This window comes from Streptomonospora arabica (assembly GCF_039531585.1).
GTDB lineage: Bacteria > Actinomycetota > Actinomycetes > Streptosporangiales > Streptosporangiaceae > Streptomonospora > Streptomonospora halophila.
The window spans coordinates 1-13,497 of sequence record NZ_BAAAQI010000011.1; the positions used below are offsets into that span (position 1 = coordinate 1).

The 13,497-nt window shown below is 75.7% G+C and carries 6 protein-coding genes; all 6 read right to left on the bottom strand.

The features are described 5' to 3' along the window. Positions 1-253 (bottom strand): beta-ketoacyl synthase N-terminal-like domain-containing protein (locus tag ABD284_RS17300; protein WP_344144652.1); only part of this gene is annotated, 253 nt, incomplete at its 3' end. A gap of 33 nt (positions 254-286) precedes the next feature. Continuing rightward, positions 287-10,087 carry a type I polyketide synthase gene (locus tag ABD284_RS17305; protein ID WP_344144654.1) on the bottom strand — a complete coding sequence of 3,267 codons (9,801 nt, stop codon included), beginning with the start codon at positions 10,085-10,087 and terminating at the stop codon, positions 287-289. 642 nt (positions 10,088-10,729) lie between these two features. Further along, positions 10,730-11,989, bottom strand: a complete 1,260-nt coding sequence (locus ABD284_RS17310; protein WP_344144655.1) for a styrene monooxygenase/indole monooxygenase family protein — start codon at positions 11,987-11,989, stop codon at positions 10,730-10,732. Between the two features lie 61 nt (positions 11,990-12,050). Continuing rightward, positions 12,051-12,608, bottom strand: a complete 558-nt coding sequence (locus tag ABD284_RS17315; protein WP_344144657.1) for a GTP-binding protein — start codon at positions 12,606-12,608, stop codon at positions 12,051-12,053. A gap of 13 nt (positions 12,609-12,621) precedes the next feature. Then, a complete protein-coding gene (locus ABD284_RS17320) occupies positions 12,622-12,981 on the bottom strand; it encodes a DUF742 domain-containing protein (protein WP_311546049.1) in 360 nt (119 codons plus the stop codon). Positions 12,982-13,027: 46 nt separating this feature from the next. Next, positions 13,028-13,441, bottom strand: a complete 414-nt coding sequence (locus tag ABD284_RS17325) for a roadblock/LC7 domain-containing protein (protein ID WP_386699648.1) — start codon at positions 13,439-13,441, stop codon at positions 13,028-13,030. Positions 13,442-13,497: the final 56 nt, after the last annotated feature.

Below are 13,497 nucleotides of genomic sequence, written 5' to 3' on the forward strand. Positions count from 1 at the left end.
CCCGGTCCTCAGGGAAATCGCACGTCGCATCACCCCCCGACGCCACCAGATCCCACAACCCCTCCGGCGAACCCACCCCACCCGGCAACCGGCACCCCACCCCCACAACCGCCACCGGCTCACGGGCCGCTGCACTCAGCCGACGGTTGTGCCGCTTGAGGCGGTCGTTCTCCTTGAGGGCCGCGCGCAGGGCGGTGGCGACGCGGTCGCCCTCCGGCGCCTGCCGGTTCGGGCCGGTGCTGTGCTGGGTCACGGCGACCTCCGGGGCAGCGGTGGCTTCACGGGCTCAACGGGATTCGGGCCGCTCGTCGGTCAGCGCCAGATCGATCAGGGCGTCGAGGGCCATGGTGTCGATGGCGGTACCGCCGTGCGGCTGCGCGCCGCCGTCCGGCGCATCCGCACCGGTCGGCGGCGCGGCACCGCCCTCGGGCGCAAGCCGGTCGGCCAGCACCGCCGCCAGCGCGTCGGGGGTGGGGTGGTCGAACAGGATCGTGGCGGGCAGCCGCAGCCCGGTGGCGGTGTTGAGGCGGTTGCGCAGTTCCACGGCCGTCAGGGAGTCGATGCCCGCGTCGGTGAGCTGGCGGCCGGGCCGCAGCGCGCTGGGCGAGGCGATCCCGAGCACGGCCGCGGCGTGCTCGCGGACCAGGTCCAGCAGAGCGGTGTGCCGGTCCTGCGGGTCGGCCGGCGGCGCACCCCGCCCCCGGGGTGTGGAGCGCTGCGGTCCGGCGGCGCGGGCGGCCTGCGGCAGCTCCGCGGCGGGGCGGCCGCCCCGGGGGCGCAGCCGTGCGGGGAGGAGGTGGGGGCGGTCGAGGGCGAGGGAGGTGTCGAACAGGGCGAGGCTCTGCCGGGTGCCCATCGGCTCCAGGCCGCGCCGGCGCATGCGGGCGAGCGCGGTTCCGGCCATGTGCCCGGTCATGCCGCTGCGCTGCGCCCACAGTCCCCACGACAGCGAGGTGGCGGGCAGGCCGCGGGCGCTGCGGTGGTGGGCCAGGCCGTCCAGGAAGGCGTTGGCGGCGGCGTAGTTGGCCTGGCCGGCGCCGCCGAGCACGCCTACCGCCGAGGAGAACAGCACGAACGCCGCCAGGTCGCTGTCGGCGGTCAGCTCGTGCAGATGCCAGGCGCCGTCGACCTTGGCCGCCAGCACCCGGTCGAGCCGGTCCGGGGTCAGGCCGGTCAGGGCGGCGTCCTCCAGCACGCCCGCCGCGTGCACGACGGCGGTCAGCGGGCGGTCCGGCGGGACCGACGCGAGCAGGCGGGCCACCGCGGCGCGGTCGGCGGCGTCGCAGGCGCGCACCTCGACCTCGGCGCCGAGTGCGGTCAGCTCGGCCATCGACTCGGCCGTGCCGGGCGCCATGGGCCCGCTGCGCCCGCTCAGCAGTAGCCGTCGCACGCCGTGCTCGGCGACCAGGTGCCGGGCGACGGCCGCGCCCAGGGTTCCGGTGCCGCCGGTGATCAGCACGGTGCCGTCCGGGTCGAGCGGGCGCCGCGGAACGAGGACGGTCTTGCCGACGGTGGCGCCCTGCCGGAGGTCGCGCAGCGCCGCCGGCGCGTCGTGCAGGGGGCGGCGCCGCAGGGGAGGCGGTGCGCCCAGGTCGCCCGCCTCCAGCAGGGCCAGGATCTCGGCGAGCATCCGCCCGATGCGTTCCGGCGGCACGTCGGGCAGGTTGAACGGGAGGTAGGAGACGCCGGGGTGGTCGGCGGCCACTTGCCGGGGGTCGCGGAGGTCGGTCTTGCCCATCTCCAGGAAGCGGCCGCCCGGGCCGAGCAGGTTCAGCGAGGCGTCGACGTACTCGCCGGCCAGCGCGTTGAGCACGACGTCGACCTTTCCGCCGCTTGCGCCGAAGGCGCCGGCGACCTTGGCGGCGAACCCGGTGCTGCGCGAGGACGCGAGTCGGGAGTCGCCGATCCCCATGGCGCGCAGCAGCGGCCACTTGCCGGGCGAGGCCGTGGCGAAGACCTCCGCCCCCAGGTGGCGGGCGAGTGCGACGGCGGCCGTGCCGACCCCGCCGGCGGCGGCGTGCACCAGCACCGACTCGCCGGGGCGCACGCGGGCGAGGTCGACGAGGCCGTAGTAGGCGCTCAGATGGGCCACGGGCACGGCGGCGGCGCGCTCGAACGTCCAGCCGCGGGGGATCCGGGCGATGCACCGGTGGTCGGCGACGGCGGCCGGTCCGAACGCGGCGCCGAACAGACCCGCCACCCGGTCGCCCACCGCGACGCCGCTGACCCCCGGGCCGACCTCGGTGACCACGCCGGCGCCCTCGATGCCCATGCCGTGCTCGCCGTCGAGCAGCCCCAGCGCCACGACCACGTCGCGGAAGTTCACCCCGGCGGCGCGCACCGCGATGCGCACCCGCCCGGCCTCCAGCGGCTCCGACGCCCACGGCGCGGGGCGCGGCGCGGCGTCGTCGAGCGACCCGGGCTCGGCGACGTCGATGTACCAGTCCGCGCCCGTGCCCGCGGGTGCGGGGGTGAGCGGCGGCGGGGCCTGCACGATGCGCGCCGCGTGGATGCGCCCGCCGCGCAGGGCGGCCTGCGCTTCGCCGGAGGCCGCGACGCGGCGCAGCAGGGGTTCGGCCGGAGCGGCGCCGTCGTCGTCGACGAGCACGAACCTGCCGGGATGCTCGGCCTGGGCAGAGCGCAGCAGCCCCCACGCGGTGGTCTGCGCGAGCCCGTCGAGCCGGTCCCGCGCCGTCACGGCGACGGCGTCGCGGGTCACCACAACCAGCCGGCTCGCGGCGAACCGCTCGTCCTCGGCCCACCACCGGGCGGTCTCCAGGACGCGGCGGGCGACGTCGCGCGCCCCCGGCGGCGGGTGGTGTGCCTCCGGCTCCGGGCACCGCAGGGCGACCACGTCCGGGACGGGGCCCGCGGTACCGGTGTCGCGGCGCAGGGCCTCGACGCCGGGGTAGTGCAGGTCCGCGGCGGAGTCGGGCTCCCCGCCCTGGTCGGACCGGTCGCCGCCGACGCCGATGAACGCCCATCGCCCGCGCTCGGCGTCCGGGGGTTCGGTCAGTTCCGGCCAGTCGAGGATGTGCAGGTCGGAGCTGGTGGAGGCGGGCCCGTCGGGGAGGGGCCGCAGCTCCAGGCGCTCAACGGAGGCGACCGGCGCGCCCGTCGGGTCGGCGAGGTCGAGCGACACTCCGCCCGCGCCGGCGGGGCTCAGCCGCACCCGCAGGTCGGCGGCGCCCGCGGCGTGCAGGTGCAGGCCGCTGAAGGTGTGCGGCAGGCGCGGGGCGCCCGCGCCCGCCTCGGCGGCGAGCCAGGCGTGCACGGCGGCGTCCAGCAGCGCCGGGTGCAGTGCGAAGGAGCCGGCGGCGGCCCGCAGCGGTTCCGGCAGCGACACCTCGGCGAAGACGTCGGGGCCCCGCCGCCACAGCGCGCTGAGGCCGCGGAAGGCGGGACCGTAGGCGTAGCCGCCTTCGGCCAGGCGGGTGTAGGCGCCGGAGGCGTCGATCGGCGAGGCGCCGGGCGGCGGCCAGGCGGCGTCCGCCCCCGCCCCGTCCGGGCTGTCCGGGCCGCGCGGGTCCGGGGCGGTGTCGGCGGCGCCGAGGGTGCCGCTCGCGTGCCGCTGCCAGGGCTGCCCGCCGCCGGACAGGCGGGAGTGCACGGTGCAGGCACGCCGGCCCTCCTCGTCGGGAGCCGCGAGCGCGACCTGGAGGTCGACCGCGTCGCCGCCGTCGGCGTCCGGCAGCACGAGCGGCTCGGTCAGAACCAGCTCCTCGATCCGGCCGCATCCGGCTCGGCCGCCCGCGGCGAGCACGAGTTCGACCAGAGCCGCCCCGGCGAGCAGGGTGCGCCCGCCGACGGCGTGGTCGGCCAGCCACGGCAGGTCCCGCACGGAGATGCGGCCGGTGCACACCACCTGTCCGTCGGCGAGGTCCACCGCCGCGCCCAGCAGCGGGTGGCCGACCTCGGCCTGGCCCAGCCGGGCGGGTCCGGCGCCGGTGCGGGGTGCCGCCAGCCAGTACCGGCGCCGCTGGAAGGGGTAGGTCGGCAGGGCCGTCGGCCGGGCGCGGTCCCGCGGCAGCAGCGCGGTCCAGTCGACCGGAGCGCCGCGCACGTAGGCCTCGGCGAGCGACGTCAGCAGCCGCTCGGCGCCCCCGTCGTCGCGGCGCAGCGTGCCCAGCGCGGCGCCGTCGGCGCGCGCCTGGGCCAGCGTGTCCTCGATCGCGGCGGTGAGCACGGGGTGCGGCCCGCTCTCGATGAACAGCCCGTGGCCGCAGGCGGCGAGGGAGCCGACGGCGGGGCCGAACCGGACCGGTTCGCGCAGGTTGCCGTACCAGTAGGCGGCGTCGAGCCGGGCGCCGTCGAGCTCGGCTCCGGTCACCGTGGAGAAGAAGGGGACCTCGCCGGTCCGAGGCGCGATCCCGCCGAGCTCCGCGGTGATGCGGGCGCGCGCGGCCTCGACGTGCGGGGTGTGCGATGCGTAGTCCACGTCGATCGTGCGCGCGCGCACGCCCTCGGCGTCGGCTGCGCGGACGATCTCGGCCACGGCGTCGGCGTCGCCGGCGACCACCGTCGCGGCGGGGCCGTTGACCGCGGCGACGTGGGCCCGGCCCTCGCGCACCGCCGCGCGCCGCCGGGCGCGCTCGGCGGACTCGCCCAGCGAGGCCATCGCGCCGCCCCCGACCAGCTCGGCCACGGCTCGGCTGCGCAGGGCGACCACGGCGGCCGCGTCCGCCACGCTGAGCGCGCCGGCGACGCAGGCGGCGGCGGCCTCGCCCTGGGAGTGGCCCACCACCGCGGCCGGGACCACGCCCACCGAGCGCCAGACCTCCGCCAGCGACACCATGACCGCCCACAGCACCGGCTGCACGACGTCGACCCGCCCCAGGCCCGGAGCGCCTTCGACGCCGCGCAGCACGTCGGCGGGCGACCAGTCGACATGCGCCGCCAGCGCCCGCTCGCACTCGGCGAAGCGGTCGCGGAAGACGGGCGAGGACTCCAGCAGGTCGGCGCCCATGCCCGGCCATTGCGAGCCCTGGCCGCCGAAGACCAGCACCGGTCCGCCGGGCAGGTCCGCGGCGCCCTGCACCAGGTGCGCGCCGGGAGCCTGCGCCCGTCCGCGGGCGACCGCGGCGAGCCCGCCGAGGAACCCCTCGCGTCCGCGCGCGAGCACGACCGAGCGGTGCTCGAAGTGGGTGCGCTCGGCCGCCAGGGAGTAGGCGGCGTCGAGGGTGCTTTTCGCGGGGTCCGCCCACAGCGCCGAGCGCAGCCGGGCGGCCTGGTCCCGCACGCCCTCGGCCACCGCGCCGGAGACGACCCAGGGCACGAGGTCCGTCCGCAGCGGCGGCCGCGGCGGGGCGGCGGAACCGCTCGGACGGCCGCGTCCGCGCCCGGCGGGCGGCCGCCGCGTCCGGGGGGCCGCGGAGGGCGGGACGAAGCCCAGGCGCGCGGCCGGCACCGGCGCCCGCGCCGCGGGTGCGGAGTCCGCGTACGGTTCGGCGGGATCCGCGCCGCCGGCGGACGCCGCGTGCGCTTCGGCCGCGGCGCTTGCCGCCGCGCGTCCGGCAGGCGTCGGCGCCGGAGGGCGTGTCGCGGCCGGCGGTTCGGCGAGTCCGCCGACGATGCGTCCCCGCGGAGCGCCGGCGGGCTCGCCGGAGGGCGCGGGAAAGTCGTAGGCGTGATCGTGCGGCGGTTCCTCGACGACGACGTGGGCGTTGGTGCCGCTGATCCCGAACGACGACACCCCGCCGATCCGCCGGCCCTCCACGCCCTCCCACACCCGCGGTCCGCCCGAGACCGCACCCAGACCCAGCTCCGCCCAGTCGACCAGCTCCGACACGCCCCCGGACACCCCCGCCAGCGGAGGAACCACACCCCGCCCGAGCACACCCAGCAGCGCGATCAGCCCGGCCACCCCCGCGGCCGCCTGCACATGGGCGATGTTGGCCTTGACCGACCCCACCACCACACCGCCGCAGCGGCCGTAGACCGCACCCAGCGCCCCCAACTCGATCGGATCACCCAGCACCGTCCCCGTACCGTGCCCCTCCACCACACCCACGTGCGAGGCCTCCACACCCGCATCCGCCAGCGCCGCACGCATCACCGCCTCCTGCGCCGCACCATTGGGCGCCGACAACCCGTTGCTCGCCCCGTCCGAGTTCACCGCCGACCCCCGCACCACCCCCCACACACGCCGACCCCCGGACACCGCATCCGACAACCGCTCCAACACCACAACACCCGCACCTTCGCCCCATGCAGTGCCGTCGGCCGCGGCCGCGTAGGGCTTGCAGCGGCCGTCGCGGGAGAGCCCCTGCTGCGCGCTGAACTCGGCGAACATCCCGGGTGTCGCCATCACCGCGACGCCGCCGGCCAGCGCGAGGTCGCACTCGCCCCGGCGCAGCGCCTGCACCGCCTGGTGCAGCGCCACCAGCGACGACGAGCACGCCGTGTCCACGGTCACGGTCGGGCCGGCGAAGCCGAAGACGTAGGAGACGCGGCCCGAGACCACCGCCGCCGCCTGGCCCGTCAGCAGGTGTCCCCCGGTGCCCTCCGCGGGCTCGTGCAGCCGCGGGCCGTAGTCCTGAGCGGTGGCGCCCACGAACACGCCGACCCGGCTGCCGCGCAGGTCACCCGGGCGCAGGCCGGCGCGCTCCAGGGCCTCCCACACCGTCTCCAACAACACCCGCTGCTGCGGATCCATCGCCAACGCCTCACGCGGCGACACCCCGAAGAACCCCGCATCAAACCCCGCCGCATCCCCCAGAAACCCGCCCCGCCGCACATAACTCGTCCCCCCGCGACCCCCCTCCGGGTCATACAGCGCCTCCACATCCCACCCCCGATCCGCCGGAAACTCCGAGGTCGCATCACCCCCCGACGCCACCAGATCCCACAACCCCTCCGGCGAACCCACCCCACCCGGCAACCGGCACCCCACCCCCACAACCGCCACCGGAGCGCCGGCACCGGGTTCCGGACGCGGTCGGGCACCGGCGGCCGGCGCCGGCTCGGGCTCCGCGGTGCCGCCGCCCTGTTCGGCGTGCAGCCGATCCGCCAGCAGGTCGGGGGTGGGGGCGTCGAAGAGCAGGGTGGCGGGGAGCGCGAGCCCGGTGGCGGCGCCGATCCGGTCGCGCAGCTCGACCGACAGGATCGAGTCGAGGCCCAGGTCGCCGAAGGCGGTACCGGCGTCGAGGGTCTCGGGCGAGGCGTGCCCGAGCACCGCGGCCGTGTGCGTCAGCACGAGGTCGCGCAACCGGCGCAGCTCGGCGGCGCCCTTGCGCGGTCCGCGCCGCTCCGCTGCCGGGTCGCGCCCACCGGGTGGCCCGGCCCCGTCGGCCGCCTCGACTCCGGGCGCGGCCGCCCCGGCCGTCCGCTCGGCGCCCGCCCCCTCGCGGCCGCCGGCCGCGCCCGCGGGGCCGGGGTCGAAGGGGCGGCGCTGGAAGGCGTAGGTGGGCAGGTCCACCGGCCGGGTGCCCGGCCCGAAGACCGCGTCCCAGTCGAGGTCCACTCCGTTGACGTGCAGGGCCGCCGCGTACTCGGCCGCCGCGCGCTCCTCGTCGCCGCGGCGCGGGCCGGCGACGCAGGCCGCCGGGGCCGTGCCGCCGCCGCGCGCCTCGGCGGCCTCGCGCGCCAGCGTCGTCAGCATCCCGCCCGGCCCCAGCTCGCAGTAGACGCCCGTCCCGCGCTCGTGCAGCACGGCCAGGCAGTCGGCGAAGCGGACCGGCTGCCGCGCCTGGCGCACCCAGTACTCCGCGTCGGCCAGATCATCGGGACCGGCCACGTCCCCGGTCACGCCGGAGACCAGGTCGGGCCCCTCCCCCGGGCGCACCCGCAGGCCGCGCGCCGCCTCCCGCAGCGCCGGCAGCGCCGGATCGACCTGCGGCGCGTGGAACGCGTGGCTGACCTGCAGCCGCCGTGTGCTGCGGCCGCGCTCGCCCAGAAGTTCGGCGATCCGCGAGACGGCGGCCCGCTCACCCGAGATCACCGCCGACTCCGCGCCGTTGTCCGCCGCGACCGCCACCGCGCCCTCGGCGCCCTGCTCGGCGATCAGCTCGGCGGCTTCGGCGGCACCGGCGCGGACGGCGAACATCGCCCCGCCCTCGGGCAGCGCGTCCAGCCCCCGCGCGCGTGCGGCCACCAGCGCGCATGCGTCGGCCAGGGGGAGCATGCCGCTGACGTGGGCCGCGGCCAGCTCGCCGATCGAGTGCCCGGCGACCAGCGCCGGCCGCACGCCCCACGACTCCAGCAGCCGGTACAGCGCGACGCCCACGGCGAACAGCGCGGGCTGGGTCCAGCCGGTGCGGTCCAGCAGCGCGGCGCGCTCGGTTCCCTGCTCGGCCCACATGACGCCGCACAGCGGGCCGGGCAGCAGCGGGTCCAGCCCCGCGCACACCTCGTCCAGGGCCGCCGCGAACACCGGCGCCCGCGCGTACAGCCGGCCCCCCATGCCCGGGTACTGGGTGCCCTGGCCCGGGAACAGCACCGCCGTCGCGCCGGCGCGCGGGTGGCCGCGCAGCACTCCGGTGCCGCCCGTGCCCGCCCGGAGGGCGTCCAGCCCGGCGAGCAGCTCCGCGCGGTCGGCGGCGACCACCGCCGCGCGCCGGCCCAGCGCCGTGCGGGTGGTCGCCAGCGACGCGCCGAGGTCGCGCAGCGGCGGCGGATCGGCCACCAGGTGCTCGCGCAGCCGGCGGGCCTGGGCGCGCAGCGCAGCCGCGCCGGCGCCCGAGAGCACGAACGGCAGGTGCGCCGCGTCTGCGCTCCCGGCGGCGTCCGGCAGCCCGCACCGCCCACGCCGCGGACCGGCCCCCCGCTCTTCGCCCGGCGGTACCGCGGGCGCCTCGGCGACGAGCACGTGGCAGTCGGTTCCGCCCATGCCGAAGGACGACACCCCCGCCACGCGCCGCGCGCCGTCCCCGGGCCAACGTGTGGTCTCGCGCTGTACGCGCAGGCCCAGCCGGGCCAGCGGTATCCGGGGGTGCGCGCTCTCGAAGCCGAGGCTGGGTACCAGCTCGCCGGCGGCCACCCCCAGTACGGCCTTGATCAGCCCGGCGACACCCGCGGCCGCGCCGAGGTGGCCGATGTTGGTCTTGGCCGAGCCGACCGGGAGCGGCTCGGAGGAGGGGCGCCGCGCACCCAGTGCCTCGCCCAGGGCGGCGGCCTCGACGGGGTCGCCGGCGGGGGTACCGGTGCCGTGCAGCTCCACGTACCCGACCTCGGCGGGGTCGATCCCGGCGTCGCGGCAGGCCAGGCGGATCACGTCGGCCTGCCCGCGGGCGGCCGGCACGGTCAGGCCCCCGCCGTCGCCGTCGTTGCCGACCGCCGCGCCCAGCAGCACCGCGTGCACGCGGTCGCCGTCGGCCAGCGCGTCGGCCAGCCGCTTGAGCAGGACGATCCCGCCGCCCTCGCCGCGCACGTAGCCGTCGGCGCGGGCGTCGAACGTGCGGCAGCGGCCGCTCGGCGAGAGCGCACCGAAGGCCTGCTCGCCGGCGGCGCCCTCGGCGGAGAGGTTCAGGTGCACTCCCCCGGCCGCGGCGATGTCGGACTCGCGGCGCCGCAGGCTCTCCACAGCCAGCTGCACGCCCACGAGCGAGGACGACTGGCCGGTGTCGACCGCCAGGCTGGGACCGCGCAGGCCCAGCGTGTAGGAGACCCGGTTGGCGATGACGGCGCGGCTGGCGGCGGTGAGCGTGTGGTGGGTGGCCGGGGTGCCGGCGGCGCGGGCGCGGGCGGCGTGGTCGTCGCCCATGGCGCCGACGAACACGCCGGTGCGGGTGCCGCGCAGCCGCTCGGCGGAAAGGCGGGCGTCCTCGGCGGCCTCCCACACCAGCTCCAGGGCGATCCGCTGGCGCGGGTCCATGGCGGCGGCCTCGCGCGGGGAGACGCCGAACGGCTCGGGGTCGAAGGCGTCGGCGTCGACGAACCCGCCGGGCAGCACGTCGCCGTCGAGGCGGGGCGCCGCGGCCGCACGGTCGGGCGGGGGCGCGGTGACGGCGCTGCGGCCCTCACGGAGCAGGCGCCGGTAAGCACCGGGACTGTCGGCTCCGGGGAAGCGGCAGGCCATCCCGATCACGGCGATGCGGCGGTGCGCTTCCTCGTCCGGCCGACGGCCGGCCGAGCTGTCCCGCTGTGTCACGTCGGCTCACCCCTGCTCGATCGCCGGTTTAAGGTTCCGGGCCGCTGCGTGACTCGGCGGGCGGCCGGTACGCAGCGTCCCGATGGGAGTCCGGCACCGCCGGGACACGGAAGGAACGGCGGTGCGCCGGGAATTTCGATGATCGGCTACCGGGAAACGATCATCGGTTTCCCGGAACGGGCGGCGGCTCCGCCGGCGGCCGGTCGATCATCGCCGGTGCCGCGGTTCATCGCCCCCGTGTTCGGAAGAACACCGCGAATACCGCCTGGAACAGGCGGAATTTCCCCGGATCGGGCTGCGCGAGCGGGGCGGCGATCGTCGGCGAATGGCGCGTCCTGTGCCATGTCGGACCCCGGAGTTCGGCGAGGAGGAATATCAATCTGCGAATCGCCCATTGGAGACATGCGACCCAGAAAGCATCAGACTCCACTTGAACGACAACACAGAGAGATCGTAACGCCAACCCATAAGCAGGGCAATAGGCCTCTTGTTTTCGGACATCTGGGGCGATTGAGCAGGCAGTTGTCCGTGAAATCAATGGTGGGGAAAGCCGCCACTGTGACGCATGAAAAAGCCCGGTCCGGGAGCCTCTGCGCTGAAGCTCCCGAACCGGGTGCCGAACGGGCGGGTTCCGGCCTCCGGCTACGCGGCGCCGTTCCTGGCCGCTACATCGCGCAGGTAGGCGCGGGCCGACTCCGGGGCGTAGAGCCACTCGTCGAAGTCGGGCGGGTAGTCCCAGCCCTGGATCCACCGGTCGCCGACCTCGGGATAGGTCATCGCGGCACCGAGAAGCTCCTGGAAGTGCGGCGGCAGCTCCTGCTCCCAGAGTGTGGAGTTGAGCTCGGCGAAGCGCTGCACGGGCAGCCCGTACTGCCAGAACCGCTCGAACGCGCCGGAGAGGAACTCCTCGTCGAACGGGCGGTCGCCGTGCTCGACGATGCTCTGGAGGTAGCTGCGCGCACACCGGGTCGAGTGGTTCCACCCCTGGCCCACGAACGGGTCCATGGTGATCACCACGTCGGCGATGCCCAGCACCAGCCCGCCCGAGGGAAGCACGCCCACCGGGTTGCGCACCTGGGGCGTGAAGTACTCCACCAGCGTGCTGGTGCCGTCGACAAGCGACGCGTCGCGGACCCGCTCGTAGTAGTCGGGGGCGTACTTGCGCAGCAGGTCCTGCATCCGCCGCCACTGCTCCTCGGGACGCGGCCGGTCGGGCCAGGCGTCCATCGGTCCGCCGCGCTTGTCGCCGAGGAACAGCGAGTGGCAGGGGCCGTCGGTGGTCAGGAACGGCACGAAGATCATGTTCCCGGCGTCGGCGGTGGACGCGGCCCAGCCGATGTTCTCCCGCTCGCCGGGGTCGGGCAGCACGTCGTAGATGTTGGCCTGGGCCACCGCCCGCGGGCGCGCGCCGCTGAACCGGCTGGTGTCCTGGTCGAACAGCGCGCCCAGCTCGCCGTGGCCCACCGCGACCACGATCAGGTCGAACATCCGCGAGAAGTAGTCGAGGTCGGTGAGCGTGACGCCGTGGATCACGACCTTGCCGCCGGAGTCCTCGAAGTACTCCAGCCAGTCGGCCATCTTGATCCGCCGGTCGATGGACACGGTGTAGCGGTCGCCCGTGCCCGTCCTGCCCTTGAGCGTCACCGCGTCCGCGCCCGGCGGATAGAGGTGGATCTTGAAGTCCTCGATCCGGGGCGCCTGGCCGCTCCAGAAGTCCAGGTTCAGCTCGCGTTCGTAGTCCAGGGCGGTCGGGAACGTCATCTGGGTGATCGACGGCCGTCCGGTGCGGATCTCCAGCGAGCTCTGCCCGGTGATCACCGTGACGTCGTAGCCGTGGTTGAGCAGCCCGTGGGCCAGGTGGAGGCCCGAGTGCCCGGCGCCGACGATGAGGATCTTGCGCATCAGAGTTGTCCTTCTCGGGGAGTCTGCGATGTGCGCCGGCCGGCGAGCGGCGGCGCAGCGGTCACCCCACCGGCGCGGCGGCGGCGTTGGTCGAGAGCGCGTACCGGAGCAGCGACTTGAGCACGGTGCCGCCCGAGGAGCGGTCGCGGGCGTCGAAGTCCAGAATCGGCACGTCGGCGCCGATCTCCAGCGCCTCGCGGATCTGCTCGACCGAGTACTCCAACTGGCCGTCGAACCTGTTCAGCGCCACGATGTAGGGGATGCGCCGGTTGGTCTCGAAGTAGTCGACGGCCTCGAAGCTGTCGGCCAGCCGGCGGCAGTCGACGACCACCACCGCACCCACGGCGCCGCGCACGAGGTCGTCCCACATGAACCAGAAACGGGTCTGGCCGGGCGTGCCGAACATGTACAGGATGAGCTGCTGGTCGACGGTGATCCGCCCGAAGTCCATGGCCACGGTGGTGGTGACCTTCTGCGGGGTGGCGGAGGTGTCGTCGTGGCCGACGCTCGCCTCGGTCATCACCGCTTCGGTCGTCACGGCGGGGATCTCGGAGACCGAGCCGACCAGGGTCGTCTTGCCCGCTCCGAAGCCGCCGGCGATGACGATCTTGGTCGACATCTTGTTCGGGATGTCACTGGAAAAGTCGTTCGAGACCACGGAGCGCCCTCTCGAGAACCTGGTTTTCCGACGGGCTGTTGCCCGTGATTGTGGGATGGATGTAGACGAGTCCCAGCTCGGCGAGATCGCTCAGCAGTACCTGGACCACACCCAGCGGGATCGTGAGCTCGGCCGACACCTCGGCGACGGAGCGTGTCTCGCGGCACAGCAGGTAGATCCGCTGCGACTCGGGCATGAGTTTCGCGGGAGCGTCGTTGCTGGGATCGGCGGTGGAGACGAGCGTCTGCACCATGAGGGGGTGGCGTGATCTGGTCCGCCCGCCCGTGAACGTGTAGGGGCGGATTCGCGAGCCCCTTCGCTTGCGGTAGCTCATGACTGTGGCAACCTCTTCATTCGCTCCCGGCCTGCCCGGCCGCCGACTAGTTTCCGATCACTTCGCGCAGCTCGGACCTCAGCTGCGGCGTCAGCGCGTGGCCGACGTTCTCCACCAGCCGGGTCATCTGGTAGGCGACGATCTTCATGTCGGCGGTCGGCGCTGTGAGGACCGCGAGGCAGGAGCCGTCGCTGATCGACATGACGAACAGGTGGCCGCGCTGCATGCGCACGATCAGCTGCTCGCACTCGCCCTTGGCGAACAGCTTCGCGCCGCCCACGGCGAGGCTGTGCATGCCGCTGGCGATGGCGGCGAGCTGCTCGGCGTGCTCTTCGGGGAAGTCCTCGGAGCAGGTCAGGACGAGGCCGTCGGAGGAGACGACCACGGCGTGGTCGACGCCGGGGACGTCGGAGACGAAGTTGGAGATCAGCCAGGCGAAGTTCTCTGCGGTCACGCTCATCGGGTTGCTCATTGCTCTATCAGCCTTTTCGCTAGGCGTGCGGGGGTCGCGGGGGT

Coding starts and splice junctions, on each gene's coding strand:
- ABD284_RS17325 (WP_386699648.1), bottom strand. CDS start 13,441: ATGAGCGTGACCGCAGAGAACTTCGCCTGGCTGATCTCCAACTTCGTC.
- ABD284_RS17320 (WP_311546049.1), bottom strand. CDS start 12,981: ATGAGCTACCGCAAGCGAAGGGGCTCGCGAATCCGCCCCTACACGTTC.
- ABD284_RS17310 (WP_344144655.1), bottom strand. CDS start 11,989: ATGCGCAAGATCCTCATCGTCGGCGCCGGGCACTCGGGCCTCCACCTG.
- ABD284_RS17315 (WP_344144657.1), bottom strand. CDS start 12,608: ATGTCGACCAAGATCGTCATCGCCGGCGGCTTCGGAGCGGGCAAGACG.